This is a genomic window from Lentzea sp. NPDC004789 (assembly GCF_053601075.1).
Window position 1 is genome coordinate 98,467 of sequence record NZ_JBSGBE010000012.1, and the last position, 25,565, is coordinate 124,031.

Here is a 25,565-nt window from a genome sequence, read left to right on the forward strand (position 1 = left end):
CGTGGGGACTTGGGCAAAACGGGCACAATCCCGGGACATGGCTGAAGCGACTTCACAAACGGAGCAACCTGAGCTGAAACGGGCGATCGGCCCGAAACTCCTGTTGTTCTTCGTCGTCGGCGACATCCTCGGCACCGGTATCTACGCGCTGGTCGGCAGCGTCGCGAAGAACATCGGCGGCGCGCTCTGGCTGCCGTTCGTGCTCGCGTTCGTGGTGGCCTTCCTGACCGCGTTCAGCTATATCGAGCTCGTGGGCAAGTACCCCAGGGCCGCGGGTGCCGCGCTCTACACGAACAGAGCCTTCAAGCTGCAGTTCCTGACCTTCATGGTCGCCTTCGCCGTGATGTGCTCCGGGCTGACCTCCGCCTCCTCGGCCGCGCTCACGTTCGGCAACACCTACCTGCGCCAGCTGCTCGTGGAGTTCTTCGACATCACGGCCTCCAAGGACGCGTTAGTCTGGACGGCGCTGGCGATCGTCTTCGTCGTCGTCCTCGCGCTGGTCAACTTCCGCGGCGTCTCGGAGTCGGTGAAGGCGAACGTCGTGCTGACGTGCATCGAACTGTCCGGCCTGCTCATCGTGATCGCCATCGGCGCGTACGCCGTCGTGGTCGGCGACGGCGACCCGAGCCGTCTCACCCAGGTCGAGGACCCGCGGGGCACGGGCATCGTGATCGCCATCAGCTCGGCGACCGCGCTGGCGTTCTTCGCGATGGTCGGGTTCGAGGACTCGGTGAACATGGCGGAGGAGTGCCACGACCCGACCAGGATCTTCCCCCGCGCGATCCTCATGGGCATGGGCATCGCCGCGCTGATCTACGTCCTCGTGACGACCACGGCGTCGCTGCTGATCCCCGCGGACGAGCTGGCGAAAGCGGAGACGAACGCGTTGCTCAAGGTCGTGTCGGTGGGTGCGCCGGGCTTCCCGCTGTGGGTCTTCGCGCTGATCGGCCTGCTGGCCGTGATCAACTCGGCGCTCATCAACATGCTGATGGCGAGCCGTCTGCTCTACGGCATGGCGAACGAGCGCATCATCCCCAAGTTCTTCAACACCGTGCACCCGTTGCGGCGCACGCCGTGGATCTCCATCGTGTTCACCACGGGGCTCGCGGTGATCCTGGTGTCGACGGGCACCGTGGCGAAGCTGGGCGGCACGACGTCGTTGCTGCTGCTGATCGTCTTCATGATCGTCAACGTCGCGCTCCTGGTGCTGCGCAAGGAGAAGGTGGAGCACCGGCACTTCCGCGCGCCGACGTGGGCACCGGTGCTGGGCGCGCTCTGCTGCGCCTACCTGGTGCTGCCGTGGACGTCCGGACGGCCGTGGAGCGACTACACGACCGCGGGCTGGCTGCTGCTCGCCGGTCTCGTGCTCTGGGGCATCAACCGCCTGGCGCACGGCAGCGGTGGCCGTTAGTCCAGCAGGTGCCTCAGGAACCGGTCGGGCTCGCTCAGGAAGTTCCTGGTGAGCGCGACCGGTTCCGCCGCGTCGTAGGCGACCTCGTCGATGACGCCGTCGGTGATCTCCAGGATCTGCGCGCCCGGTGCCGCGAGCAGGATCGGCGAGTGCGTGGCGATGACGAACTGCGAACCCTCGTCGACGAGCTCCTGCATGCGCCGCAGCACGACCAGGCATCCCCGCACCGACAGCGCGGCCTCCGGCTCGTCCAGGACGTAGAGGCCGCGACCGCCGAACCGGTGTGTCATCAGGTCGATGAAGCTCTCACCGTGCGACCGCTCGTGCAACGACTTCCCGCCGTACGACGCGTGGATCCCGCCGCCGATCCGGTCGATCTCGGTGGCGACGTTGTAGAACGACTCGGCGCGCAGGAAGTAGCCGGTTCTCGGCTTCTTGACGCCCCAGCTCAGGATCAGGTGGTCGCCCAGCGACGACTCGGTGGCCTTCGTCGCGAAGCGGAACGACTGCGAGCCGCCCTCCGCGTTGAACCCGGCCGCCACCGCGATCGCCTCGACGAGCGTCGACTTGCCCGCGCCGTTGTCCCCGACCAGGAACGTGACGGGCCGGCGCAGTTCGAGCGGGTTGCGGACCAGGTGCCGCACGACCGGGAGCGTGAACGGGTACCGGTGGGTGTCCGCGGCCCGGTCGACGCGGATCTGGCGGATGAACGTCACGCGAGCCTGGCGAGCTCGACCGGGTCGTGGGCGCAGAACACCTCGGCCTCGCCGCTCGCCTTGAGCTCCCGCAACCGTTCCACATTGGACAGTCGCTGCTCGCGGATCGTCTCGGTCTGCCTGGCGGTGAGCTTCAGTGCGAAGATGTTGCTCGGCGGCGTCTCGACCTCGCCGCGGTAGAAGTAGGCGTCGCCGGCGTGCAGCAACCAGCCGTCGTCGGACTTCACCGCGATGCCGGTGTGGCCGCGGGTGTGGCCGATGAGCGGCACCATCAGGATGTCGTCGGGCAGGCCCGGGACGTCCTTCACCGCCTCGAACCCGAACCAGTCCTCGCCCTCGGCCTTGTGCGTCTGGAACGTGACGCCCTCGCGCTGCGCCTTCGGGTACCGCGCCCGCTCCTTGGCGTTGCGCGGGTTGGTCGCGCTCTCCAGCTCCGTGTCCAGCACGTGCACCGTGGCGTTCGGGAAGTCCCGCAGCCCGCCCGCGTGGTCCAGGTCGAGGTGGGTGAGCAGGACGTGCCGCACGTCCTCCGCGCCGTAACCGCGCTTCTCGACCTGGAAGATCGCGGTCTCGTTGATGTCGAGCAACGGCTTGAGCAGCGCGCGGCTGAGGCCGTCGATCGTCCCCTTGGGGTTGGTCACCTCGTGCGTGCCGAAGCCGGTGTCGACCAGGACGAGGCCCTGGTCGGTCTCGATCAGCAGGCAGTGCGCCACGATGCCGCCCGCCACCATCGGAGGGCGCATGGTCGCGCAGTTGAGGTGATGAACCTTCATGGGGAATCCTTCCGTTGGCCCCGTAGGCTGCAGCCTCATGTTGGGGATCTCGTACGAGGGTGCCACCGCCGTGATCACGACTGTAGGCGCGGGCCTGCGGTCTTTCGAGGTGGACGGCGTTCCGTATGTGGAGACGTTCGGCGCGGACGAGAAGCCGCCGATGAGCGCCGGTGCGGTGCTGGTGCCGTGGCCGAACCGCACGGCAGGGGCGTCCTGGGTGCTGGACGGGGTGGTCCAGCAGCTGGAGGTGACCGAACCCGCTCGCGGGAACGCCATCCACGGGCTGGTCCGGCGGCGGCCGTGGTCGGTGCTGGAGCACACCGGGTCGTTGGTCTCGCTGCAGACGACCATCGAGCCTCAGCCGGGGTGGCCCGCGGCTTTGTACGTCACCGTGTCGTACGCCCTGGACGACAACGGGCTGACGGTCACGCACGGCGTCAAGAACGTCGGGGACGTCGCCACGCCGTTCGGGGTGGGCACGCACCCGTACCCGCGGGCCGGGAACGCCTCGACCGACTCGTGCACGCTGACGCTGGCGGCGACGACCGTGCTGCCGCTGGACACCGCGCGGATGGTGCCTTCAGGGGCGGCGACGCCGGTGGAGGGGACCGAGCTCGACTTCCGCGAGGGACGGTCGTTGGACGGGGTCCAGCTGGACACGCCGTTCGGCGGCTGCGAGCCCGCCGCGGACGGCCTGGTCCACCACTTCCTGGAGGCCGAGGACGGCGGGGTCGAGGTCTGGGCGGACCCCGCGTTCCGCTGGGTGCAGGTGTACACGCCGGACAACTACCCCGGCCGCGGCCGTGCGGTGGCGATCGAGCCGATGACCTGCCCGCCGGACGCGTTGAACTCCGGCATCGACCTGATCCGGGTGGCTCCAGGTGAGTCGTGGGGCGCCCGGTGGGGGATCAAGCCGCTCTCGTAGCGAAACGCCCGCGCAACCGTTAGCGTTGCTAACCATGAACATCGCGATCACCGGGGGCTACGTCGTGCCCGTCGACGGGGACCCCGTCGAGGGAGGCACTGTCCTGATCCAGGACGGGAAGATCGTCGCGGTTGGCGCCGACGTCGACATCCCGGACGGGATCGAGGTCGTCGACGCGGACGGGGCCTGGGTGCTGCCCGGCTTCGTCGAGGCGCACGGGCACATCGGCGTTCACGAGGAGGCCGAGGGCTGGGCCGGCCAGGACACCAACGAGATGACGGATCCGGTCGGCGCGCGGATGCGGGCGCTGGACGCGATCAACCCCGCCGACCTCGGGTTCGGCGACGCGCTCAGCGGTGGCGTCACCACGGCGGTGATCAAGCCGGGGTCGGGCAACCCGATCGGCGGGCAGACGGTGGCCGTGAAGTGCTGGGGGCGGACCGTCGACGAGATGCTCGTCAAGGAACCGGTCAGCGTGAAGAGCGCGCTGGGCGAGAACCCGAAGCGGGTGTACGGCGAGAAGGGGAAGCTGCCGTCCACGCGGCAAGGGGTCGCCGCGGTCATCCGGGACGAGCTGACCAAGACGCAGGACTACGTGGCCCGCAAGGCCGAGGCGGAGAAGGACGGCAAGCCCTTCGACCGCAACAACACCCAGGAGATCCTGGCGAAGGTGCTCAGCGGTGAGCTGCCGTGGTGCCAGCACGCGCACCGGGCGGACGACATCGCCACGGCGATCAGGTTGTCGGAGGAGTTCGGGTACAAGCTGATCATCAACCACGGCACCGAAGGCCACCTGATCGCGGACCTCATCGCGGAGAAGGGGATCCCGGTCATCATCGGGCCGCTGTTCACCTCGCGGTCCAAAGTGGAGGTTCGCAACCGGGGCCTGCGGAACCCGGGAATCCTGGCGCGGGCCGGGGTGGAGCTCGCGATCACCACGGACCACCCGGTGGTGCCGATCCACTTCCTGGTGCACCAGGCCACGCTGGCGGTGAAGGAAGGCCTCGACCCGGAGGTGGCGATCAGGTCGCTCACGGTCAACCCGGCCAGGATCATGGGCCTGGACGACCGGGTGGGCGCGCTGAAGCCCGGCCTCGACGGCGACGTGGTGATCTGGTCAGGTGACCCGCTGGACGTGATGAGCCGGGCCCTGCACGTGTACGTCGAGGGCCGCGAGGTCTACACGTTCGACGAGCGCAAGGGCGAAGGGGTCGTCGCCGACCCCTTCTACCGCGAACAGGCCTAACGCAGGCCGCGGCCGATCACGAGGCGCTGGATCTGGTTGGTGCCCTCGAAGATCTGCAGGACCTTGGCCTCGCGCATGTAGCGCTCCACCGGGAAGTCGCGGGTGTAGCCCGCGCCGCCGAGCACCTGCACGGCGTCGGTCGTCACCTTCATCGCCGCGTCCGTGGCGACGAGCTTGGCGATCGACGCCTGCTGGCGGAACGGTCGGCCGCGGTCGCGCAGCCGGGCCGCGTGGAGGTACGTGGCGCGGGCCGACTCGACGGCGGCCGCCATGTCGGCGAGCAGGAACTCCAGGCCCTGGAACTCGATGATCGGCCGGCCGAACTGGGTGCGCGTCTTGGCGTAGGCGACGGCTTCGTCCAGTGCTGCCTGGGCCAGCCCGACCGCGCAGGCGGCGATGCCGAGCCGGCCGGAGTCCAAAGCGGACAGTGCGATCTTCAGCCCGTCGCCCTCGTTGCCGATCAGGCGGTCCGCCTCGAAGCGGACGTCGTCGAACTGCAGTTGCGCCGTGATGGAACCGGTCAGGCCCATCTTGCGCTCGGGGGTGTCGGCGGTGAGGCCGCGGGTTTCGCCGGGGGCGAGGAAGCAGGAGATGCCCCGGCCGCCGTCCGGGGACGTGCGGGCCATGAGGGTGTAGAAGTCGGCGGCGCCCGCGTGGGTGATCCACGCCTTGGTGCCGTTCACGACGTACTCGGAGCCCTGGCGCACGGCCCGGGTCGACATGGCCGCCGGGTCGGAACCCGCCTGGACCTCGGACAGGGCGTACCCGCCCAGCAGCTCACCCTCCAGCATCTCCGGCAGCCAGCGGTCCTGCTGCTCGCGGGTGCCGAACGTGGCGAGTCCGTAGCACGACATGACGTGGACGGAGAGTCCCACGGCGACCGTCATCCACGCCGAGGCGACCTCTTCGAGGGCCTGCAGGTACACCTCGTAGGGCTGCGCGCCGCCACCGAACTCCTCGGCGTACGGCAGGCCGAGGAGGCCGGCCCTGCCCAGCAGGCGGAACGTCTCGCGGGGGAACTTCTCGTTCTCCTCGGCGTCCGCGGCGTGGGGCTTCAGCTCGTCCCGCGCGATCTCCCTGACCAGCGCGATCAGGTCTTCGGCCTCTTGGGTGGGGAGCAGCCGCTCGGCGGGCATCGTCGACCTCCGGTGTGTACTGGTAGCTGTACTGTAGGACGTACGGCAGTACACCTGCCAGTAAATGTGGCATGGTCGGCACATGACGCGGGCTCTCACGCAGCGGCAGGCCGAGCTGCTCACCCGGTTGGAGGCGTTGTTCCTCACCGAGGGCTTCGGACATCTCACGCTCGACGACATCGCGGGCAGGCTGCACTGCTCGAAGTCGACGCTCTACGCACTCGCCGGCAGCAAGGAGCAGCTGGCCGTCCGGGTCGTCGGCCGGTACTTCAAGGGGGCGGCCGAGCGCATCGAGAAGCGCATCGCGGGCCTTTCCGACGTGCGCAAACGCATCGGCAGCTACCTCGCGGGCGCGGCGGAGGAGCTGTCCAAGGCCTCGGCGGCGTTCATCGCGGACGTCTCCGACTTCCCGCCCACGCGGGCCACCTACGAGCGCAACGCGCGCGCCGCGGCCGAGCGCATCAAGGCGTTCATCCAGGACGGTGTGCAGACGCACGTGTTCCGGGAGGTGCACGCCGCGCTCTTCGCCGAGATGGCCGGGCTGCTCATCGAGAGCATCCAGACCGGAGTTCTCACGAAACGGGCAGGTGTTTCCGACGCCGAGGCGTTCACCGCACTCGGTGAACTGTTGTTGGATGGGCTTCAGAGAGAACGGAGCCAGAAGTGATCGTGGTTGCTGGTGAGGCACTTGTCGACATGGTGCCGGTGGGGGACGACGAGCTCGCCCCGCTCGCGCCGAAGCTGGGCGGCGGGCCGTACAACGTCGCCGTCGCGCTCGGGCGGCTGGACGTGCCGACGAGCTTCCTGTCGCGGGTGTCGAGCGACCACTTCGGCGAGCAGCTGATCAAGCGGCTGCACGCGTCGAACGTGCGCACCGAGCTGGTCCAGCGCGGGCCGGAGAACACGACCCTGGCCGTCGTCGGGCTCGCCGAGGACGGCAGCGCGCGCTACGCGTTCTACGTCGACGGCACGGCCGACCGGCTCGTCGAGGACCCCGGCCCGTTGCCCGCCGACGTTCAGGCCGTGTCGTTCGGCACGCTGTCGCTCGTCCTGGAGCCCGGTGCTTCGGTCTACGAGAAGGTCCTGCGGCGCGAGAGCAAGCGCTTGCTCACCGCGCTCGACCCCAACATCCGGGCCGGGCTCATCGCCGATCCGGGCGCCTACCGGGCGCGGTTCCGGTCGTGGCTGCCCGACGTCGGCCTGCTGAAGGTGTCGGTGGAGGACGCCCAGTGGCTCGCCGAGGGCAGTGACGATCTTCGGGACGTGATCGAGATCGCAAGGACGTGGATTTCACAGGGCCCTGCCGCGGTCGTGCTCACCAGAGGTGGCGAAGGTCTGTCAGTGATCACCGCCACGGGCCAGGTCGACGTGCCGCCGGTGAAGGTGGACGTGGTCGACACGATCGGGGCGGGCGACACCGTGCAAGGTGCCCTGCTCGCGTGGCTGCACGACCACGACGCGTTGAGCGTCGAGAAGGTGCGCGCACTCGGTGACGAGGAATGGGCCGGCGCATTGACCTTCGCGGGTGCTGCGGCCGCGATCACATGTTCCCGCGCAGGCGCCGAACCCCCCTTTGCGAGCGAACTCACCGCTGCGCTGGGTGGATAAAGCCGGGGAACGGACTACCGTGAGGTAGCCGCGCTAGAAACTGGCATTACGGATGTGATGCCGGTCCCATCTCACAGAATCGGTTCACACCGCTGCTGCGAGGCGGGCCTTCCGCCGACTAGCGTGAGTGAACTTAGAAGACTCAGATCCCAACGGGGTGGTCCGAGACGACGGCAGGCCGTGCGACCTGCCGCCACCCCGTCCGAGCGTTGAGAGGGACTTGAATGCCCGACGCGACGACTGCGCCGAACGACACCCAGACCGTCGCGCTGCGCCACGGGGGCGGAGAGCTCGAGATGAAGGTGGTGCCGGCGACTGAAGGCGCCTCCGGCATCGATCTCGGCAAACTGCTGGCGACGACCGGTCTGGTAACCCTGGACACCGGTTTCGTCAACACGGCCTCCTGCTCTTCCGAGATCACCTACATCGACGGTGACGCCGGCATTCTGCGTTACCGCGGGTACCCGATCGAGCAGCTGGCCCAGCGGTCGAACTTCATCGAGGTCAGCTACCTGCTCATCTACGGCGAGCTGCCCACCCAGGCCCAGCTTGACGACTTCTCGCAGAAGATCAGCAGGCACACCCTGCTGCACGAGGACCTCAAGCGCTTCTTCGACGGCTTCCCGCGTGACGCGCACCCGATGCCGGTGCTGTCCTCCGCGGTGTCGGCCCTGTCGACCTTCTACCAGGACTCGCTGTCGCCGTTCGACGCCAACCAGGTCGAGATCTCCACGATCCGCCTCCTGGCCAAGCTGCCGACGATCGCGGCCTACGCCTACAAGAAGTCGATCGGCCAGCCGTTCCTCTACCCGGACAACTCGCTTGGCCTGGTGGAGAACTTCCTGCGGATGACCTTCGGCTTCCCGGCCGAGGCCTACGACCTCGACCCGGACCTGGTCCGCGCGCTCGACCTGCTGTTCATCCTGCACGCCGACCACGAGCAGAACTGCTCCACGTCGACCGTGCGCCTGGTCGGCTCGTCCGAGGCGAACCTCTTCGCGTCCATCTCCGCGGGCATCAACGCCCTGTTCGGCCCGCTGCACGGCGGCGCGAACAGCGCGGTGCTGGAGATGCTCGAGAAGATCAAGGCCGACGGCGGCGACGTGGCGGCGTTCGTCAACAAGGTCAAGAACAAGGAGGACGGCGTCCGCCTGATGGGCTTCGGCCACCGGGTCTACAAGAACTACGACCCGCGTGCCGCGATCATCAAGAAGACGGCCGACGAGATCCTCGGCAAGCTCGGCGCCGACGACCAGCTGCTCGACATCGCGAAGCAGCTGGAGGAGACGGCCCTCGCGGACGACTACTTCATCTCCCGCAAGCTGTACCCGAACGTGGACTTCTACACGGGTCTGATCTACCGGGCGATGGGCTTCCCGACCAAGTTCTTCACCGTGCTGTTCGCGCTCGGCCGGCTCCCCGGCTGGATCGCGCACTGGCGCGAGATGATCAACGACCCGGCCACGAAGATCGGCCGTCCGCGGCAGATCTACACCGGCCCGGCGGAGCGCGACTTCATCGCGATGGAGAACCGCTGAGCCACACCGCTTCACCCGTGCGGGGCGCGCCTGTCATGCAGGCGCGCCCCGCGCGTTTTAGCGTCGAACGGTGAGTTCCCCGCCCTCGCTCGTCTGGTTCCGCCGGGATTTGCGGACATCCGATCATCCCGCCATTCTCGCGGCCGCGGAAAGGTCGCCTCGCGCGCTCGGATTGTTCGTTCTCGACGACCGGTTGCGGAAACCGTCGGGACAGCCGCGAATCGATTTCCTGCACCGGTGTTTGCACGCATTGAACGACGAGCTCGGCGGCCGGCTGATGGTCGTGCGCGGTGACCCGGTGAAGACGGTTCCGCGCATCGCGCGGGAAATCGGTGCCGGGAGCGTCCACATCTCCGCGGACTGCGCTCCGTACGGGCGGCGTCGCGACGAAGCCGTCGAAGAAGCGTTGGGGGACATCGAACTCGTCCGCTCCGGCTCGCCGTACGCCGTCACCCCCGGCCGGGTGCGCAAACAGGACGGAACGCCGTTCAAGGTCTTCACGCCGTTCCGCAACGCCTGGCTGGAGCACGGCTGGCGCGCTCCTGCGGACACGTCGTCGTCCACTCTGGACTGGGTCGAACCGGACCACAGCGTGAAGATCCCTGCGGTAAAGGAGAAACTCCCGGACGCGCGGAAGCTCTGGGAGCGGTTCCGCGACGAACGCCTGCCGGACTACGACACCACCCGCGACCGTCCCGGCCTCGACGCCACGAGCAGGTTGTCGGCGTTCCTGCGGTTCGGCGTGCTGCACCCCAGGACGTTGCTGCAGGACTGCGACGGCACGTTCCGCAGTGAGCTGGCCTGGCGCGAGTTCTACGCCGACGTCCTGTGGCACCGGCCGGAGACCGCGCGGGAGAACTACGACCGCAGGTTCGACCGGATGAAGCACGACGACGACCGGGAGCTGTTCGAGGCCTGGAAGAACGGCCGCACCGGCTATCCGATCGTCGACGCCGGGATGCGGCAGCTGCTGCAGGAAGGCTTCATGCACAACAGGGTGCGCATGATCGTGGCCAGCTTCCTGGTGAAGGACCTGCACCTGCCGTGGTGGTGGGGAGCACGGCACTTCATGCGGCACCTGATCGACGGCGACCTCGCCTCGAACCAGCACAACTGGCAGTGGGTCGCCGGCTGCGGCACGGACGCCGCGCCCTACTTCCGCGTGTTCAACCCGTTGACGCAGGCCAAGAAGTTCGATCCGGACGGCGCGTACGTCCGCCGGTACGCGCCGGATTCGCACACCCTGGAGCCGATCGTCGACCATGCGGTCGAACGCCAGGTGGCGCTCGACCGCTACCAGGCCATCAGAGCTTGAGGGCTTCGCGGAGCTTGACGCGGGCGCCGGTCCGCAGCACGGCGTTCGCGTAGACCTTGCCGCCCAGCCACGTGATCGCCGCGATGGCCGCCAGCGCGAGCACGACGGCCAGCACGACCTGCCAGGTGGTGGCCACGCCCATCGCCATCCGGCCCGGCATCAGGATCGGCGCGAACGGCGGCAGCAGCGACAGCACGGTCACGGTCGGGCCGGACGGGCTGCCGATCATCAGGTTGATGCCGGCCACGAACGCCACGATGATCGTCATGCTGATCGGCGTCAGCACCGACTGCAGCTCCTCCTGGCGCGACACCAGGGACGCGGCCGCGGCGAACACCGTGGCGTACAGGAAGAACCCGAGCAGGTACCACAGGACGCCGGTCAGCAGCGCCGTGCCGCCCAGAGCGCTCACGTCGACCACGTTGAAGGCGGACGACAGCCCGAGCCCGACCGTGGAGATCACCAGCAGCTGCAGCAGGCCGACCGCGCCGAGGCCGATCACCTTGCCCAGCAACAACTGCCACGGTCTCACCGTCGCGAGCAGGATCTCCACGACCCGGCTGGACTTCTCCTCCACCACGCCCTGGGCGACCATCGTGCCGTAGACGAGCAGCGAGTAGTACAGCAGCGCGGCCACGATCAGCCCGATCGCGAGGCGCTGTCCTCGTTGCGGGTCAACGGGTTCCAGCGCGGTGACGGCGACGCTGACGTTCGCGAGGTTCTGCGCGACCTGCTGCGGTGAGATGCCCGCCTCGGCGAGCTGGGCGACGAGGACCTGCTGGCGCAGCACGTCGTTCAGCACCGTCGTGAGGACCTGGTCGCCGGAGCCCTTGACGATCATCTTCAACGCCGGCGGCGCACCGGTCACCAGGGCGTCCAGCGAGCCGTCGCGGACCTGCTGCTCGGCGTTGGTCATCGTCGTGACGTCCCGCGTCTCCACGTCCACGCCGAACGACCTGGCTTTCTCCCGCAACGGATCGGCGAGCTGGGTCGCCTGGCCGGAGAGCCCGACGACGCTGCGCTGCTGGTCGTCGAACAGCACCGACTGCAGCACCACGTACCCGGCCAGCACGGCGATGATCACCGCGGTGCCGATCAGGAACGACCGGGTGCGCACCTTCGTGACGAACTCGCGCCGGGCCACCAACGAGACCGTTCGGGCCGACGTCATGCGCTCCTCGCCTCGGTGGTCACCACGTTGCGGAACAGCTCCGTCAGCGTCGGGCGCTGGCGCGAGAACTCGTGCACGGGGCCGGCGGCGAGGGCGGTCTGCAGGACTGTCTGGTCGTCGACGCCGTCGGCGAGCTCCAGCACGCAGCGCGTCCCGTTCTTCTCGATCACCCGCACACCGTCCAGCGTGACAGTCCAGTCGGTCGTTGGCGACTCAACGACCAGCCGCGGCACCCCGCCGGAGCGGAGCTCGTCCACCGTTCCGCTCGCGACCATGGAACCCGCGCTCACGATGCCGACCCGGTCGCACAGCCGTTCCACCAGGTCGAGCTGGTGGCTGGAGAACACCACCGGCACCCCGGAGGACGCCTTCTCGCGCAGCACGTGGCTCATCACGTCGACCGCCACGGGGTCCAGGCCGGAGAACGGTTCGTCGAGCACCAGGACGTCCGGCTCGTGCACCAGCGCGGCGGCGAGCTGCACCCGCTGCTGGTTGCCGAGGCTCAGCCGCTGCACCTCGTCCGTGCGGCGGTCGCGCAGGCCGAGGCGGGCGATCCAGTTCTCCGCGCTCGTGTGGGCCTCGTTGGTGCTCATGCCGTGCAGCTCGGCCAGGTACACGAGCTGGTCGAGCACCTTCATGCGCGGGTAGAGACCGCGCTCCTCCGGCATGTAGCCGATCCGACGGCGCGTGTCCAGGTCGACGGCTCTGCCGTTCCACCGCACCTCGCCGGAGTCGGCGGCGAGCACGCCCAGCGCTATTCGCATGGTCGTGGTCTTCCCGGCGCCGTTGCTGCCGACGAACCCGAAGAGCTCGCCCGCGCGCACGTCGAAAGACATGTCCCGCAGGGCGACGACCTCCCCGTAGCGCTTGGAGATCCGGTCGATCTCCAGCACCCCCTCAGGCACGGTGCACCCCTTCGTTAGCCCAGATGGCGGTAATCGGACTCAAAGTATCGGTGGGCAGGGAACGAGTGAAACGATACGGGCGTCTACGGCGAATCGAACGAACGACCAATTCACTCAACGGGGGTGACCATGCAGCCCATTGACCCCGATCAGTGGCTCGCGCAGTACGGGGCGAAGATCGAGCAGGCGAAACAGCAGGCCGAGCAGGCCCGCGACCAGCTCGGCGGTGTGGGCGGGAGCGCCAGCTCGCCGGACGGACTGATCACGGTGACCGTCAACGCCACCGGCGTGCTGACCGATCTGCAGATCAAGCCGGAAGCGCGCGGCATGGACCCCAGCGAGATCGCCTCCGCGGTGCTCACCGCCTCGGCCAAGGCCCAGCGGGACGCCTCCGGCCGCGTCGTCCAGATCATGACGGACTTCGTCGGCGACAGCCCGGCACTGGAGTTCGTGAAGGCGCAGATGCCGAACGGATACGCGGGCGACGGAACCGACGAGGAAGAACCGAAGTCGGAGTTGGAGCGCAAGGACACGCGGCCCGACGACGAGTACTTCACCAACCCGCCCGACGTCATGGCCTGAGTGCAGGAGGGGGTAGGCGATGCAGTCAACACACTTCAACATCGATCTCGATGAGCTGAGATCCCACGCCGCGAACGTGGACCGGCTCATGGACCGGATGCGCAAGGCCACCGAGACGTGCGATCCGGGTGCGCTCACCACCCAGGCCTTCGGCGTCTTCCTCGGGTTCCTGGCCCAGAACATCCTCCAGCAGGCCGGACTGTCGCAGGACGGGCTCGGCAAGGCCGCCAACTCGCTGATGGACATGGGCATCGGGCTCAAGGAGACCATCGAGCAGTACGAGCAGGTCGACCTCGACAACATGTTCGGCTTCAAGGGAGGCCGGGGATGACCGCCCCCTCGTCGCAGGCCAAGGGCACCGACCCGCAGCAGCTGATCAACAACATCTCCAACACCTACTCCTCCATCGAGCGGGGAGACTGGGTCAACGCGGGCCTCGGCATCGCGAACACGGCGATGGACATCGTCGGCATGGCCTCGAACCCGCTGAGCGGCTTCCTCTCCGCCGGCTTCAGCTGGGCCATCCAGCACGTCGACTTCCTGCGCGAGCCGTTCGACGTCCTGCTCGGCAGCCCCGAGTCCATCGCCAAGATGGCGCAGTCGTTCCGCTCGGCGGGCCAGCAGGTGCACGGCATCGCCCAGGAGTACGAGAAGATCTGCGTCACGCAGACCCGCGAGTGGCAGGGCATGGCGGCCGACGGCTACCGCGCCGCGGCCAAGAAGCACGCGGGTGGCATGGAGACGTTGTCCAAGGCCGTCAACGGCATCGCCGGTGCGGTCGAGGGCGCGGGCCAGCTCGTCGGCACCGTCCGCAAGATGATCATGGACATGATCGCCCAGGCCGTGTCCGACATGGTCATGAAGATCATCCAGTGGCTCGCGGCGTCGTTCCTGACGTTCGGCGCGGCCATCGCGGGCGCGATCGCGGACATCGTCACGACCGCGGTCAAGTACGCGAAGAAGCTGGCCGACTTCCTGCAGAAGCTCGTCGGCTCCGTGCAGAAGCTGATGAACCTGGTCAAGCAGGTCTCGCAGATCGCGAAGATCGCCGAGCAGGTCATCGACGCGATCTCCTCGATGGCCCACAAGGGCGCCGGTGGTGGCGGCGGTGGCATCAACCGGCCCACCGCCGGTGGCTTCGACGGCCTCCGCAGCGACCAGCAGAACCAGGCGCACGCCGGTGCCGGTGGCACGTTCACCAGCGGCGCCGGTGGCTACACGCAGGGCCACAACAGCGGTGGCGACGGCCTGACCAACGTCCGTCCCGGCTACAGCGGCGGCAACGCCGACGGGTACCAGGGGCCGTACGGGCAGGGTCCTGGCGTTGGCGCCGGTCCGCCCGTCCGTCCCGTGTACACGCCTCCTGCCGCTCAGCACGGCGGTGCGGGTGGCGGTGGCGGCTACGTCCCGCCCGGCACGGGTACCGGTGTGGGCGCTGGTGCCGGTGCGGGGGCTGGTGCGGGTGCGGGGACTGGTCAGGGGCACGGCCGGTGGGTGCCCGGTCACTGGGAGACCGACACGACCACGACCGCGGGTGGCGTGACCAAGCCTCCGTCGATCGGTGCCACGCCGGTCACGACGAACGCGGACTGGTACCGCCCGCCGACGACGACCGACCACAGTGCGTCCCTGACCGCCGCTGGTGGCGGCGGTGGAGGCGGTGGCGGTGCCATCCCGAAGGGCATGGGCGGCGGTGGTGGCGGCGGCATGCCCGCGGGCCTCGGCGGCCCGGCCGGTGGTGGTGGCGCCGGTGCCACGCAGGCGACGCAGTTCGGCGGCGCGGCCGGTGTCATGGCGGCCGGTGGCGCCGCGGGTCACGGTCCTGCCGGTGGCGCGGCCGGCGCTGCTCCGCGCGGCCCCGGTGGCGGTGCCGGTGGTGCGGGCGGCGGCATGATGGGTGGCGCCCCGATGGGTGGTGCCGGTCACCAGCAGGGCGGCGGCAGCAACGAGCACAAGCGGAAGGTGCGGATCGAGGGCGAGGCGCTGGTCGACCCGCCCAAGGCCGCGAAGCCGGTCATCGGCGAGTGAGCTGAGTCCTTGCGCTCGGGGCGTCTGCGGGTACCACCAACACGAAGGTTGGAGGTACCCGCAGGCGCCCCTTCGTCACACGGCGGCCAGCAGCTTCGCGATCTCCGGTGCGGCCTTCTCCCGGTCCGCCGGCACCAGCCCGATCCGGGTGCGCCGATCGAGGATGTCGTCGGCGTCCAGCGCGCCCTCGTGCTGGATCGCGTGCACGACGTCGGCCTCGGTGACACCCGGCGCGATCGGCGTGGTCGGGTGCGGGCGGTCGTCGACGAGGCGGATGTCCTTGGTGCGGCACGGGAGTTGCGTCAGGCCGGTCGCGTTGACCGCGTCGGCCGCCATCTTGCGGTACGTGGTGAGCTTGCCGCCGACGATCGTGATCACGCCGTTCTGGGCCTTGAGGACGGCGTGGTGGCGGGACAGGTCCGCGGTCTGGCCCTCGGCCTCCAGCAGCGGGCGCAGGCCGGCGTAGCTGCCGATGACGTCGGCCCTGGTCAGGTTTCGTTGCAGGACACCGGAAGCGGTGCTGAGCAGGAAGTCCACATCGGACTCCGGAACCGCGGGCACGTCCGGGATCTCGTCGACCGGCTCGTCGGTGAGGCCGAGGTGCACGCGGCCGTTCGCCTGGGGGAGCAGGAGGGCGTAGCGGTTGCGTTCGCCGGGAACCGGGATCGTCAGCGCGGTGCCCGTGATGCCAACGGTTTTCGCGTCCACGACGAGGTGTGAGCCGCGGGACGGGCGCAGGTGCACCGGTGCCAGCGTGCCGGCCCAGACGCCCGTCGCGTTGATCACCGCACGTGCCCTGACGCTGAACGTGGTGCCGGTCAGGGTGTCCTGTGCTTCGGCGCCATCGCCTTGCAGCGTCAGGACCTTCGCGCGGGTGATGATGCGCGCGCCGTGGCCGGCCGCGGTCCTGGCCAGTGCCACGACCAGGCGGGCGTCGTCGACGAGCTGGCCGTCGTAGTTGAGCAGACCGCCGGTGAGGTTCTCCGGGTTCAGGCCGGGGACCAGCGCCAACGCCTCGTGCCTGGGCACCCGGCGAGGACGCGGCAGCACGCTGGCGGGAGTGCCGGCGCTGATGCGCAACGCGTTGCCCGCCTTGAGGCCGGCCATGACGAAGTGGTTCGCGCCCGCGTGCAACGGGAACAGCATCGGCAGCGTGCGGGTGAGGTGCGGTGCCGTCCTGGTCATCAGGATGCCGCGTTCGACCGCGCTCTCGTGGGCCAGCTTCACGTCGCCCTTCGCGAGGTAGCGCAGGCCGCCGTGGACGAGCTTGCTGGACCAGCGGGACGTCCCGAACGCCAGGTCGTGCGCCTCCAGCAGCACGGTCTTCAGGCCGCGTGACGCCGCGTCGAGCGCGACGCCCGTGCCCGTGACGCCGCCGCCGATCACGAGGACGTCGGCGACTTCCTGCTGTGCGGCTTGGAGGTCAGCCAAGCGGCGGGTGGCGTTCAGGGACGTGTTCACGGTCGCAGAGCTCCGTCCAGCTGCTTGGCCAGCTCGTCCAGCAGCGAGGTGAAGTCGAGCCCGGACGTGGCGGGCTTCGTGGAGAGCACCATCGACTGCGTGGTCAGCAGCACCACGCGGGCCTGCGTCTTGGCGTCACCGAACCGGATCGACCCGTCGAGGTGCCCGGCCTCGATCTGGCCCACCAGGAACTGCTCCACCAGCCGTTGCGTGCTGCCGAGGCGTTCGGTGAGGTACGGCAGCATCAGCTCGGCGTCGAGCTGCAGCACCCGTTGCATGAGCGGGTTGCCTGAGAGCGCCTTGATCGCCTCCACGGCCCTGGTGACCAGCTGCTCGCGGGCGTCGCCGCGACGGGCCGTCTGCTCGACCTGCTCCAGCAGCGCGGCGAACTCCCTGGTCATCAACGCGCGGACGAGGTGGTCGACGTCCGGGTAGCGGCGGTACAGGGTCATGCGGCTCACGCCGGCGCGTTTTGCCACGTCGGTGAGGGTGGTGCGACGCACCCCCACCTCGAGAACACACTCACGGGTCGCGTCGAGCAGCGCGTCGTGAGTGTGACGTTGAGACGTCATGTGTAACACTGTAGCAGTGACCAGGGCCAGATGGACCTCCGAAACCACGCCGTTGCCGCCGCATGCGCTGGCCTGGCTGAGTCAGCGCGTCGGCCTGGGCGAGCCGTTCGCCGAGGTGCCGCTGACGGCACCGGAGTCGGCGCTGTCCGCCGACGCGTTCACCGCGCTGGAAGCCGTCTGCACGGTGTCCACCGACGCGCAGGACCGGCTCGCCCGCACCGGTGGGCTCTCGTACCTGGACCTGCTGCGCCATCGAGGCCACGGCACCCCGGCCGTGCCGGACGCCGTCGTGCAGCCCGCTTCTCCGGACGAGGTCGTCGAGGTCCTGAAGATCTGCGTCGAGCACGACGTCGCCGTCGTCCCGTACGGCGGCGGCACGTCCGTGGTGGGCGGCGTGGAAGCCTTGCGCGGCACCAAGTCCGCCGTCGTGGCGCTTGACCTGGCCGGCCTCGGCTCGTTGGTCTCCGTCGACCCGGTGTCCCGCGTTGCCGTGCTGCAGGCCGGGTTGACCGGGCCCGAGGCGGAACGGTTGCTGGGAGACCACGGGTTCACGCTCGGCCACGTGCCGCAGTCGTTCGAACGGGCCACGATCGGCGGGTTCGCGGCCACGCGGTCCGCCGGCCAGGCCTCCTCCGGCTACGGCCGGTTCTCCGACATGGTCGAGTCGGTCAGGGTGGCCACGCCCGTGGGGGAGTGGGTGGTCGGGACCGCGCCGGCCTCGGCCGCCGGGCCTGACCTCAAGCAGCTGGTGCTGGGCAGTGAAGGGCTCTTCGGGGTGATCACCGAGGTGTCCGTGCGGGTGCGGCCCAAGCCGTACGGGCCGCGGTACGAGGGATTCGTCGTGGACGGCTGGGAGGCCGGGGTCGACCTGGTGCGGACCCTGGCCCAGGACGGGGTGCTCGCCGACGTCACCCGACTGTCCGATGAGGACGAGACCGAGGTGGCGCTGGAGCTGGCGGGGGCCAAGGCGTCGACCGTGAAGAAGTACCTGCGGTTTCGTGGGATCAAGCAGCCGTGCCTGGTGATCCTCGGGTGGGAGCACCGGTCCCGGTCGGCCACCATGAGCGCGTTGAGCGGCAGGAAGGTCGTCCGGCTCGGACGGGCCATGGGAGCCGCCTGGGTGCACGGCCGGTTCAACGGACCGCGGCAGCGGGACGCGTTGCTGGACGCCGGCGTGTGCGTCGAGACGCTGGAGACCGCCACGCACTGGTCCCGGGTGTCCGAGCTGCGGGACGAGGTGCGGTCGGCGCTGGCCAGGGAGCTGGGCGACCCGGTGATCATGTGCCACGTCTCGCACGCCTACGAGACCGGTGCCTCGCTGTACTTCACCGTGCTGGTGCCGCGCGATCTCGAAGATCCGGTGGGCCAGTGGCAACGGGCCAAGGTCGCCGCGTCCGATGCCATCTCGCGGCTCGGCACGATCACCCACCACCACGCGGTCGGCCGCGACCACCAACCCTGGCTCGAACGCGAGATCGGTTCGATCGGCATCGACGTCCTGCGAGCCGTGAAGGCCCAGCTCGACCCCACCGGCATCCTGAACCCCGGCAAGCTGCTTTAGGCACGCGGGGACCTTTCGTACTCTCCGAGAGTACGAAAGGTCCCCGCGTGCGGTCAGCTCAGAACTTCACGAGCATCTTGCCGGTGTTGTCGCCGCGCAGCATGCCCAGGAACGCGGACGGGGCCTGGCGCGCGCCGCCCTCGATCACGGTCTCGGAGTACTTCAGCTGGCCGGAGGCGATCCAGGCGCCGACCTCGGTGACGAACTGCTGCTGCAGGTCCTTGTGGTCGCCGACCAGGAGGCCGCGCAGGGTCAGGCGCTTGGCGATGACCTGGACCAGGTTGCGCGGGGCGGCGGGCGGCTCGGTGTCGTTGTACTGGGCGATGGCGCCGCAGATCGCGACCCGGCCGTGGACGTTCAGCGACGAGATGGCGGCTTCGAGGTGCTCGCCACCGACGTTGTCGAAGTAGACGTCGATGCCGTTGGGGGCCGCCGCGGCGAGCTGCTCGGCGACGGGGCCGTCCTTGTAGTTGAACGCGGCGTCGAAGCCGAGCTCCTCGACCAGGTACTTGACCTTCTCGGGGGAGCCGGCCGAGCCGATGACGCGCGAGGCGCCCTTCAGGCGGGCGATCTGGCCCACGAGCTGGCCCACCGCGCCGGCCGCGCCGGAGACGAAGACGACGTCGCCCTCCTTGAACTCGGCGGTGGCCAGGAGGCCCGCGTAGGCGGTGAGACCCGGCATGCCCAGGACGCCGAGGTAGGCGGAGAGCGGAGCGATCGACGGGTCGACCTTCACCGCGTGGGTGGCGGGGACGACGGCGTACTCGCGCCAGCCCAGGCCGTGCAGGACGCTGTCGCCGACCGCGAGGCCGGAGACGCCCTCGCCGACCGCGACGATCTCGCCGACCGCGCCGCCGTCGAGCGGCTGGCCCACCTGGAACGGCGGGACGTAGGACTTCACGTCGTTCATCCGGCTGCGCATGTACGGGTCGACGCTCATGAACACGTTGCGGACCAGGATCTGGCCCTCAGCGGGGGTGGGGATGTCGACCTCGGCGATCTCGAAGGTGTCTTCCGTCGGCCAGCCGTTGGGGCGGGCGGCGAGCCGGACTTCGAGTGCGGTGCTGGTCATGGTCGAACCATCTCCATCCAAGATTTGCGGATCAGTTATCCGGTTCAACAGCCGTCCGTGGAGGAGTGTTCCGGGTTGTGAGCTAGACCGCAGGAAGAAGAGTGGTGACGTCCCGGTACGCGAAGCCGAGTTTGCGGTAAAGCGCGATGGCCGGGGCGTTGTAGTTCTCCACGAAGAGCGCGCACGTGCCGTAGAGGGTGAGCAGCGAGGACGTGACGAATTGGCAGACGCGCCGGCCCAGGCCCCGGCCCACGTGGGACGGGTGGACGGCCACGCCCATCATGAAGCCGACGTCCGCGGACGACCAGGCTTCGGCGGCGGTGGCCACCAGGGTGTCGCCGACGTGCACGCCCGCCCACCGGCGGACGCCTGTTTCGCCTGGCCAGGCCCACGACTCCGGTAAGGCCGCGCGCAACAGCGCCGGGACACCGTCCGTCGCGGACAGCCACTCGGCGTCGTCCGGGAGGTCCAGGGTGCCCGAGCGGTCCATCCAGCCGAACGGCTTGTCCTCCACCCACGGTGTGGGCATCAGGGCGGCGACCTCGTGGGCCAACGGCCGGTCCAGCAGCGGGCGCAGCTCCACACCGCGGCCGTGGGCGGCCAGCAGGGAGGCGACGCCCTCCGCCGGCCCCGACAGCACCAGCCGGCGGCGACGGGTCAACGCGGGCGCGTGCACGGCCACGGCGCCGCGGTGCTCCCAGGCCGCACCGCCTGCCGACAACGCCTGCGCCGCCCACCTGATCAGCGGGTCGGCGGAGGCGTCCTGGACGTCGGCGGTGGTGCGTAAGCGGCGCACTCAGTCCTTCTGCTTGCGGCGCAACAGGGTTCGCTTGGCCAGCGAGTCCTCCAGCGCCTGGTACGCGAGGTCCATCGCCCGGTTGTACTCGCCCTGCGGACGGGGCGGGACGGACTCGTCGGGCAGCGGCGGCGTGACCATCTGCAGCCAGCGCTCGTTCCAGAGCTGTTCGACGGCCTGCTCCCAGTGCAGGGCCGCGCCCATGCGGACGACCCTCTCGCGGTCGCGGACCTCGGCGATCTCCTGCTGGGTGGCCGCGATCCGCTCGGCGAGCTCGGCGCACCGCACCTCGTCCAGCTTGCGCTGGCGGGCCGCCGCGTCCGTGGCGATGGCGATGATCTCCTTGTAGCGCTCAACGGCGGAAACGTTCTCGGGCAACGTCGTGGGCACCTCGATCACCTCCTCGCTCTGACGCTGCGACGGGACCGACTCGAACATGGTCGTCATCATCGGATTCATCGGAACTCCAGTTTGCGGATACCCACTCTGGCGAGGATGGAAATCTCAGGTGCTCGAAGCTCTGCGGTAAACCGGGTTTTGATACCGTCGAGGGGATGTCGAGCACGCTGGTCAAGCGGGCGTACAAATACCGCTTCTATCCCACGAAGCAGCAGCAGTGAAACCTGCTGCGTACCTTCGGATGTGTACGGCTGGTCTACAACAAGGCACTTGAGGCTCGTGCTCATGCGTGGGCTCGTGAGCAGCGCAAGGTGAGCTACGCACAGACGTCGACGATGCTCACGGCTTGGAAGAAGACCGACGAGCTGGCATTTCTCAACGTGGTGTCGTCGGTACCCCTGCAACAGGCGCTCCGGCACCTCCAGGATGCGTTCGCGAGCTTCTTCGTCAAGCGGGCCAATGCTCCGCGATTCAAATCTCGGAAGAAGTCCCGCGCATCGGCGGAGTACACCAGATCGGCTTTCAGCTGGCGGAGCGGGGAGCTCAAACTCGCCAAGATGGATCAGGCGCTTGCCGTCCGATGGTCGCGTCCCCTGCCTCAGGGCGCCGAACCCGGCACCGTCACGGTGTCGCTCGATCCTGGTTGTGGCACTGCGCACGACCGTGACATCAACGCTGCAAAGAACATCCTGGCCGCCGGGCTGGCGGTTGCTGCCTGTGGAGGCGACGTGAGACCGACCCAGCACGAACCGGGGACGCAGTTGCCTGCGAAGCAGGAAACCCGATCCGCGAGGGCCGGAATCCCCTGCCATCAGGCGCGGGGATGAAGTCAACACGCTTCTCCTGTGTCGAACGGGATGATCACCTGCGGTCGCGAGTGCTCGAACCGGTCGAAGAACAGGCCGCGGCGCGGTCGCGGCGACCAGGCCATGACCTGTTCAGGTCCGAGCGACAGCAGCTCCTTGCCCTGGACGTCGAACGCCACCCAGGCGCCGATGTCGTCGTACACACCCGGCGGGAGGCTCGCCTTGAGCCTCGTGACACCGCGCCACCAGCCCAGCACGTGCGTGCGGTTCTCCGGGCCGTGCTTGAGAACCGTGCGCAGGCTGTCCAACCCGGACGCGCGCGTCGCCGGATCCTTCTGCTCCAGCAACGTGTGCGCCGCGTCGACGCCGTAAAGCACCAGGTAGTGCGGTGACGGCGGCGTGTCGGACGTGCCGGTGTTGATCGACTGCAACCGGGCCGCGGTGCGGTCCAGCAGCTCGCGGATGCCGTCGATGCCGATCATCGAGGCGTCGTGGCCGTCCGTGCTCAGGCGTTTCGCCAGGTGCAACACGGACGGCATGGCCTCGTCGACCAGGCACGCCAGCGTGAACGCGGCCTCGTGCGGCTCGTGCTGCCTGCCCAGCGACGCGGCCGCTCCGCCGAGCACGGCGGCCGCGTCCTGGACCACGGAGCCGATGACCGCGATGTTGCGGCCCGGCGTGCGGGCGAACCGCACCCGTGCCGCGCTGCCCGCGACGTCGATCACCTGTCCCAACAGCACGGTAGGCGATGCGTCGCCCGGCCGCAGTTCGAGGAAGTCCGGGAGCGCGTCGAGAAAGGGCACCTTGCTTCCGTCGAAGAGGCCGGGGGCCTCGCCGGGATCGCGGCGCCACAGCTCGTTCTGCAGGAAGTCCATGGTGCCCTTGGACGTCGAGTCCGGCACGCGGCAGATCTCGTTGCCCGGCTTCACCCCGGACTCGTGGTTGATCACCGCGTGCCAGCGCGGCAGCTCCACCGCGGCGTCGTTCTGCGGCTCGGCCAGCACCCGGCGGGCCTTGGGCAGCGCGATGCGGACGGTGAACTGCTCGAAGATCGCCGACTTGCCCCAGAACCCCTCGATGCCCGAGACGTCCTGCGACGACAGCACCAGGTGGATGCCCTGCGAACGACCGCGCCTGGCCACGTCCTCCAGCAGCTGGGTCGCGGCGGCGGTGACCTGGTCGCGTTCGCCGAAGAGGTACTGGAACTCGTCGATCACCGCGACGATCCGCGGCCACCGGCCGTCCGGGTCCTCGGCGCGCAGGTGTTCGAGCTTGGTGACCTCGTGCTGCTTGGCCGCGTCCGCACGCCGGCGCATCTCGTCGGACAGGAACTTCAGCAGCGCGACACCGAACTCGCGGTCGGTGTTGACGTTCACGCCGACCAGGCGCGCGTGCGGCAGCCACGACGGGTCCTTGCGGCCCGGCGCGAACTGCGCGAACGACACGCCCTCCTTGAAGTCCAGCAGGTACAGCTCCAGCTCGTCCGGCGAGTAGCGCGCGCACAACGAGCCGAGCATCGCGTACAGGAAGTTCGTCTTGCCGGAACCGGACGGTCCGCCGATCAACGCGTGCGGCGAGGTGTCGCCCAGGTGCACGCAGACCGGCTCGCCGTCGTCGAACCCAACGGGCGCAACGACTCCGGCCGCCGAGTTCTCGGTCCACGGCCGTTCGGGCAGCAGGTCGCCGAACGTGCTCATGCGCGTCCGGCGTTCCTCGCGCTTCTCCGCGATGGCGGCACACGCGCGCGGCACGAGCGTCCGCGGCAGAGCGGGATCCAGCGTCACCGTCACGTGCTTGCCGGTCATCGTGCAGAACGCCGTGCCGTCGCCGCGCAACGCCACCGTCTCGACCGGCGAGTTGATCGTGATCGGGATGTCCACGATGAACAGCTGCACGCCGCACGCCAACCCGTTGCGCGCCACGCGTTGCAGCTGCTGCTGGTGCTCTTCCTTCAACGCCTTGCGGTTGCCGAACAGCACGGCGATCCGCCACGGCTCGGTCCTGCGTCCCTCACCGCTGACCGAACGCACGGTCAGGTGCCCGTCGACCAGAACCTTGGTGTGCACCTGGCGGATGTGCTCGGACAGCTCGTCCAGCAGCTCGTGCAACCGCGCCGGATCGTGCACGGTCAGCAGGTTGGCGCGGGTCAACGGGTACAGCCCCGGCAACGACCCGGTCAGCTGCCCGACGTCCCACACGTGCACGTGCACGAGACCCGGCTGGAAATGCGACAGCACCCGCAGCAACAGGTTCTCCACCAGCGTGTCCGCGAGCCCGCGACTGTCCGGAGTGGACGAGATGTGCAGGTGCGCCTGGTCCAGCAGCGGCACGGCCACCGGGAACGGCTGGGCCTCCGGCGCGGACGTCACCACGCCCGTGCCGATCCGCCACAGCTCCGGCACGCCCTCGCTGCCGTCGTGCGTGCCCGGCGTGCCGAGCCACGACTCGTGCGGCCACGACGCCGGTCCGGCGGCCACCGACTTCACCAGCGCGGTCAGCTGGTCGGGGCCCGACGACGTCCACTCGTGGTACGACTGCTGCCAGTCGTGCTTGATCTGGGCGAGCCGTTCCGCGAACTGGGCCATCGAGAGCGGCGCCTGCCGCGGGTTCTGCTCGCGCTTCTCGTCGACCACCAGGAACGGGGTCACGTTCGCGAGCGCGGCATCGCGGATCGCCCTGTCGACGCCCATGCCGCGCACCGTGAACTCGAACATGTCCTTCGCGTGCTCGGTGGCGAGCGCCCGGTGCTCGCGCGCCACGGAGCCCAGCGCGGCCGAGACGGCGCGCTGGAACTCCGCGAAGGCTTCCTCGATCCTCCGTCGACGATCGTCCCGCCTGCTCATCACAGCTCCACGGTGAGTCGTTGGATGCGCTCAAGGGTTCCCACCATCAGTTCCAGCTGATCGGGGAATCTTTCCTTGGCACGCACGAACTCCGGTGGAAGCAGCGACTCGTGGTGGTTCTCGCTCGACTCGGCGAGGATCGCGACGGCCTCGTCGAGGCCCTCCTGCGCGGAACGCACACTGCGGTACGACTCACGCAGGATCTCGCTCGCCTGCTCGAGCGCGGCACGAACCTCGGCGATGGATGCCATCAAAGCCTGCTGTTGATGCCCTCGGCCCCGGAAATGCCCGCGCCGAGGTAGTTCTGCAGCTCGCTCACACCGGACACGACCTGGGCGAACTGGGCGTTCGTCGTCTCGACGTCGGCCTGCACGGAGCCCTGCGTGACCGATGTCAGCAGTTGCTGCGCGTCCTCGGCGAGCTCAGCCGCCTGTTGGAGGGCCGACTGGCTTTGGCTCGCCTTGTCGATCGCCTGGGCAATTGCGGCACGGACCTCTTCGATGCTGGCCATGTCGGCTCCCGAACCCTCCCGGAACAGAGCGGTCGTACAACCACCCTCAGTAGAGATTGTGGCGTGATTTTCACAGTTGAGAGCGAAGATCGGCTAACTGGGTGGATGCCTGAATCCACTCGAACGGGCCTTGCTTTAATGATCAGTTAGGCGCGTTCCCGGCCCCTTGACCAACCGTGTAGTAACCCTC

25 protein-coding genes and 1 pseudogene are annotated in these 25,565 nt (G+C 69.1%); 13 read left to right on the forward strand and 13 right to left on the reverse strand.

Features of this window, described 5'->3' with window-relative positions; genetic code table 11:
- Positions 1-37: 37 nt before the first annotated feature.
- Positions 38-1,411: an APC family permease gene (locus ACWEIJ_RS26170; protein ID WP_449839872.1), complete on the forward strand. Its 1,374-nt coding sequence runs from the start codon at positions 38-40 to the stop codon at positions 1,409-1,411.
- Here ACWEIJ_RS26170 and ACWEIJ_RS26175 read toward each other — a convergent pair.
- Both ACWEIJ_RS26175 and ACWEIJ_RS26180 read right to left on the reverse strand, forming a co-directional pair.
- Positions 1,408-2,127: an AAA family ATPase gene (locus tag ACWEIJ_RS26175; RefSeq protein ID WP_449839873.1), complete on the reverse strand. Its 720-nt coding sequence runs from the start codon at positions 2,125-2,127 to the stop codon at positions 1,408-1,410. The two genes, ACWEIJ_RS26170 and ACWEIJ_RS26175, sit on opposite strands and share 4 nt — an antisense overlap.
- Positions 2,124-2,900 carry an MBL fold metallo-hydrolase gene (locus ACWEIJ_RS26180; RefSeq protein ID WP_449839874.1) on the reverse strand — a complete coding sequence of 259 codons (777 nt, stop codon included), beginning with the start codon at positions 2,898-2,900 and terminating at the stop codon, positions 2,124-2,126. Before ACWEIJ_RS26180 ends, ACWEIJ_RS26175 begins: the two co-directional genes overlap by 4 nt.
- 37 nt (positions 2,901-2,937) lie before the next feature.
- Between ACWEIJ_RS26180 and ACWEIJ_RS26185 the strand changes: the two genes are divergently transcribed.
- Entirely contained in the window at positions 2,938-3,825 is an 888-nt protein-coding gene (locus tag ACWEIJ_RS26185) for an aldose 1-epimerase family protein (protein ID WP_449839875.1), read from the forward strand.
- Positions 3,826-3,859: 34 nt separating this feature from the next.
- Positions 3,860-5,071, forward strand: coding sequence for an amidohydrolase (locus ACWEIJ_RS26190; protein ID WP_449839876.1), 1,212 nt, complete (start codon positions 3,860-3,862; stop codon positions 5,069-5,071).
- Here the strand turns inward: ACWEIJ_RS26190 and ACWEIJ_RS26195 are convergent.
- Complete coding sequence (locus tag ACWEIJ_RS26195; protein WP_449839877.1) at positions 5,068-6,207, reverse strand: acyl-CoA dehydrogenase family protein; 1,140 nt, start codon at positions 6,205-6,207, stop codon at positions 5,068-5,070. The two genes, ACWEIJ_RS26190 and ACWEIJ_RS26195, sit on opposite strands and share 4 nt — an antisense overlap.
- 82 nt (positions 6,208-6,289) lie before the next feature.
- Between ACWEIJ_RS26195 and ACWEIJ_RS26200 the strand changes: the two genes are divergently transcribed.
- The 4 genes from ACWEIJ_RS26200 to ACWEIJ_RS26215 all read left to right on the forward strand — a co-directional run bounded on the left by ACWEIJ_RS26200 (position 6,290) and on the right by ACWEIJ_RS26215 (position 10,668).
- Positions 6,290-6,874: a TetR/AcrR family transcriptional regulator gene (locus ACWEIJ_RS26200; RefSeq protein ID WP_449839878.1), complete on the forward strand. Its 585-nt coding sequence runs from the start codon at positions 6,290-6,292 to the stop codon at positions 6,872-6,874.
- On the forward strand, positions 6,871-7,815 hold the full coding sequence (locus tag ACWEIJ_RS26205; RefSeq protein ID WP_449839879.1) for a carbohydrate kinase family protein: 945 nt from the start codon (positions 6,871-6,873) through the stop codon (positions 7,813-7,815). Before ACWEIJ_RS26200 ends, ACWEIJ_RS26205 begins: the two co-directional genes overlap by 4 nt.
- Before the next feature lie 224 nt (positions 7,816-8,039).
- Entirely contained in the window at positions 8,040-9,353 is a 1,314-nt protein-coding gene (locus tag ACWEIJ_RS26210; protein ID WP_449839880.1) for a citrate synthase, read from the forward strand.
- 70 nt (positions 9,354-9,423) lie between these two features.
- Positions 9,424-10,668 carry a cryptochrome/photolyase family protein gene (locus ACWEIJ_RS26215; RefSeq protein ID WP_449839881.1) on the forward strand — a complete coding sequence of 415 codons (1,245 nt, stop codon included), beginning with the start codon at positions 9,424-9,426 and terminating at the stop codon, positions 10,666-10,668.
- Here the strand turns inward: ACWEIJ_RS26215 and ACWEIJ_RS26220 are convergent.
- On the reverse strand, positions 10,658-11,839 hold the full coding sequence (locus ACWEIJ_RS26220; protein ID WP_449839882.1) for an ABC transporter permease: 1,182 nt from the start codon (positions 11,837-11,839) through the stop codon (positions 10,658-10,660). The two genes, ACWEIJ_RS26215 and ACWEIJ_RS26220, sit on opposite strands and share 11 nt — an antisense overlap.
- Positions 11,836-12,744: an ABC transporter ATP-binding protein gene (locus ACWEIJ_RS26225; protein WP_449839883.1), complete on the reverse strand. Its 909-nt coding sequence runs from the start codon at positions 12,742-12,744 to the stop codon at positions 11,836-11,838. The genes ACWEIJ_RS26220 and ACWEIJ_RS26225 overlap by 4 nt, the downstream gene beginning before the upstream one ends.
- Positions 12,745-12,873: 129 nt before the next feature.
- On the opposite strand from ACWEIJ_RS26225, the gene ACWEIJ_RS26230 reads away from it, so the two are divergent.
- Genes ACWEIJ_RS26230 through ACWEIJ_RS26240 form a run of 3 tightly spaced genes read left to right on the forward strand, consistent with a single transcriptional unit; the run spans position 12,874 to position 15,354 of the window.
- A complete protein-coding gene (locus tag ACWEIJ_RS26230; protein ID WP_449839884.1) occupies positions 12,874-13,326 on the forward strand; it encodes a YbaB/EbfC family nucleoid-associated protein in 453 nt (150 codons plus the stop codon).
- A gap of 19 nt (positions 13,327-13,345) precedes the next feature.
- Positions 13,346-13,657: a type VII secretion target gene (locus tag ACWEIJ_RS26235; RefSeq protein WP_449839885.1), complete on the forward strand. Its 312-nt coding sequence runs from the start codon at positions 13,346-13,348 to the stop codon at positions 13,655-13,657.
- Complete coding sequence (locus ACWEIJ_RS26240; RefSeq protein ID WP_449839886.1) at positions 13,654-15,354, forward strand: WXG100 family type VII secretion target; 1,701 nt, start codon at positions 13,654-13,656, stop codon at positions 15,352-15,354. The genes ACWEIJ_RS26235 and ACWEIJ_RS26240 overlap by 4 nt, the downstream gene beginning before the upstream one ends.
- A gap of 75 nt (positions 15,355-15,429) precedes the next feature.
- Here the strand turns inward: ACWEIJ_RS26240 and ACWEIJ_RS26245 are convergent, their stop codons facing one another.
- Both ACWEIJ_RS26245 and ACWEIJ_RS26250 read right to left on the reverse strand, forming a co-directional pair.
- Positions 15,430-16,815 carry a glycerol-3-phosphate dehydrogenase/oxidase gene (locus tag ACWEIJ_RS26245; RefSeq protein WP_449839887.1) on the reverse strand — a complete coding sequence of 462 codons (1,386 nt, stop codon included), beginning with the start codon at positions 16,813-16,815 and terminating at the stop codon, positions 15,430-15,432.
- Positions 16,812-17,387 carry a TetR/AcrR family transcriptional regulator gene (locus tag ACWEIJ_RS26250; protein WP_449839888.1) on the reverse strand — a complete coding sequence of 192 codons (576 nt, stop codon included), beginning with the start codon at positions 17,385-17,387 and terminating at the stop codon, positions 16,812-16,814. The genes ACWEIJ_RS26245 and ACWEIJ_RS26250 overlap by 4 nt, the downstream gene beginning before the upstream one ends.
- Between ACWEIJ_RS26250 and ACWEIJ_RS26255 the strand changes: the two genes are divergently transcribed.
- Positions 17,386-18,948 (forward strand): FAD-binding oxidoreductase, encoded by a 1,563-nt coding sequence (locus ACWEIJ_RS26255; RefSeq protein ID WP_449839889.1) that lies wholly within the window; start codon positions 17,386-17,388, stop codon positions 18,946-18,948. The genes ACWEIJ_RS26250 and ACWEIJ_RS26255 overlap by 2 nt on opposite strands.
- 58 nt (positions 18,949-19,006) lie before the next feature.
- On the opposite strand, the gene ACWEIJ_RS26260 is transcribed toward ACWEIJ_RS26255, so the two are convergent.
- From ACWEIJ_RS26260 to ACWEIJ_RS26270, 3 genes are all read right to left on the reverse strand, one after another.
- Entirely contained in the window at positions 19,007-20,020 is a 1,014-nt protein-coding gene (locus ACWEIJ_RS26260) for an NADP-dependent oxidoreductase (RefSeq protein WP_449839890.1), read from the reverse strand.
- Positions 20,021-20,102: 82 nt separating this feature from the next.
- Positions 20,103-20,816, reverse strand: coding sequence for a GNAT family N-acetyltransferase (locus ACWEIJ_RS26265; protein WP_449839891.1), 714 nt, complete (start codon positions 20,814-20,816; stop codon positions 20,103-20,105).
- Positions 20,817-21,275 carry a hypothetical protein gene (locus tag ACWEIJ_RS26270; protein WP_449839892.1) on the reverse strand — a complete coding sequence of 153 codons (459 nt, stop codon included), beginning with the start codon at positions 21,273-21,275 and terminating at the stop codon, positions 20,817-20,819.
- Positions 21,276-21,370: 95 nt separating this feature from the next.
- Here ACWEIJ_RS26270 and ACWEIJ_RS26275 point away from each other — a divergent pair.
- Positions 21,371-21,508, forward strand: a pseudogene (locus ACWEIJ_RS26275) (helix-turn-helix domain-containing protein); the annotation flags it as partial.
- A gap of 18 nt (positions 21,509-21,526) precedes the next feature.
- Entirely contained in the window at positions 21,527-22,042 is a 516-nt protein-coding gene (locus ACWEIJ_RS26280) for a hypothetical protein (RefSeq protein ID WP_449840048.1), read from the forward strand.
- 2 nt (positions 22,043-22,044) lie between these two features.
- Here the strand turns inward: ACWEIJ_RS26280 and ACWEIJ_RS26285 are convergent, their stop codons facing one another.
- The 3 genes from ACWEIJ_RS26285 to ACWEIJ_RS26295 are packed head-to-tail and all read right to left on the reverse strand — an operon-like array spanning position 22,045 to position 25,375.
- The gene (locus tag ACWEIJ_RS26285) at positions 22,045-24,864 is read right to left on the reverse strand and encodes an FtsK/SpoIIIE domain-containing protein (RefSeq protein ID WP_449839893.1); all 2,820 of its coding nucleotides are present in this window, start codon (positions 24,862-24,864) and stop codon (positions 22,045-22,047) included.
- The gene (locus ACWEIJ_RS26290; protein ID WP_030467714.1) at positions 24,864-25,115 is read right to left on the reverse strand and encodes a hypothetical protein; all 252 of its coding nucleotides are present in this window, start codon (positions 25,113-25,115) and stop codon (positions 24,864-24,866) included. The genes ACWEIJ_RS26285 and ACWEIJ_RS26290 overlap by 1 nt, the downstream gene beginning before the upstream one ends.
- The gene (locus tag ACWEIJ_RS26295) at positions 25,115-25,375 is read right to left on the reverse strand and encodes a hypothetical protein (RefSeq protein WP_030467713.1); all 261 of its coding nucleotides are present in this window, start codon (positions 25,373-25,375) and stop codon (positions 25,115-25,117) included. The genes ACWEIJ_RS26290 and ACWEIJ_RS26295 overlap by 1 nt, the downstream gene beginning before the upstream one ends.
- Positions 25,376-25,565: the final 190 nt, after the last annotated feature.

Bases quoted from the DNA above. Each gene is read 5' to 3' on its own strand.
- ACWEIJ_RS26170 (WP_449839872.1), top strand. From the start codon at position 38: ATGGCTGAAGCGACTTCACAAACGGAGCAACCTGAGCTGAAACGGGCG.
- ACWEIJ_RS26180 (WP_449839874.1), bottom strand. From the start codon at position 2,900: ATGAAGGTTCATCACCTCAACTGCGCGACCATGCGCCCTCCGATGGTG.
- ACWEIJ_RS26185 (WP_449839875.1), top strand. From the start codon at position 2,938: ATGTTGGGGATCTCGTACGAGGGTGCCACCGCCGTGATCACGACTGTA.
- ACWEIJ_RS26190 (WP_449839876.1), top strand. From the start codon at position 3,860: ATGAACATCGCGATCACCGGGGGCTACGTCGTGCCCGTCGACGGGGAC.
- ACWEIJ_RS26195 (WP_449839877.1), bottom strand. From the start codon at position 6,207: ATGCCCGCCGAGCGGCTGCTCCCCACCCAAGAGGCCGAAGACCTGATC.
- ACWEIJ_RS26200 (WP_449839878.1), top strand. From the start codon at position 6,290: ATGACGCGGGCTCTCACGCAGCGGCAGGCCGAGCTGCTCACCCGGTTG.
- ACWEIJ_RS26210 (WP_449839880.1), top strand. From the start codon at position 8,040: ATGCCCGACGCGACGACTGCGCCGAACGACACCCAGACCGTCGCGCTG.
- ACWEIJ_RS26220 (WP_449839882.1), bottom strand. From the start codon at position 11,839: ATGACGTCGGCCCGAACGGTCTCGTTGGTGGCCCGGCGCGAGTTCGTC.
- ACWEIJ_RS26230 (WP_449839884.1), top strand. From the start codon at position 12,874: ATGCAGCCCATTGACCCCGATCAGTGGCTCGCGCAGTACGGGGCGAAG.
- ACWEIJ_RS26235 (WP_449839885.1), top strand. From the start codon at position 13,346: ATGCAGTCAACACACTTCAACATCGATCTCGATGAGCTGAGATCCCAC.
- ACWEIJ_RS26240 (WP_449839886.1), top strand. From the start codon at position 13,654: ATGACCGCCCCCTCGTCGCAGGCCAAGGGCACCGACCCGCAGCAGCTG.
- ACWEIJ_RS26255 (WP_449839889.1), top strand. From the start codon at position 17,386: ATGTGTAACACTGTAGCAGTGACCAGGGCCAGATGGACCTCCGAAACC.
- ACWEIJ_RS26250 (WP_449839888.1), bottom strand. From the start codon at position 17,387: ATGACGTCTCAACGTCACACTCACGACGCGCTGCTCGACGCGACCCGT.
- ACWEIJ_RS26260 (WP_449839890.1), bottom strand. From the start codon at position 20,020: ATGACCAGCACCGCACTCGAAGTCCGGCTCGCCGCCCGCCCCAACGGC.
- ACWEIJ_RS26270 (WP_449839892.1), bottom strand. From the start codon at position 21,275: ATGAATCCGATGATGACGACCATGTTCGAGTCGGTCCCGTCGCAGCGT.
- ACWEIJ_RS26285 (WP_449839893.1), bottom strand. From the start codon at position 24,864: ATGAGCAGGCGGGACGATCGTCGACGGAGGATCGAGGAAGCCTTCGCG.
- ACWEIJ_RS26290 (WP_030467714.1), bottom strand. From the start codon at position 25,115: ATGGCATCCATCGCCGAGGTTCGTGCCGCGCTCGAGCAGGCGAGCGAG.
- ACWEIJ_RS26295 (WP_030467713.1), bottom strand. From the start codon at position 25,375: ATGGCCAGCATCGAAGAGGTCCGTGCCGCAATTGCCCAGGCGATCGAC.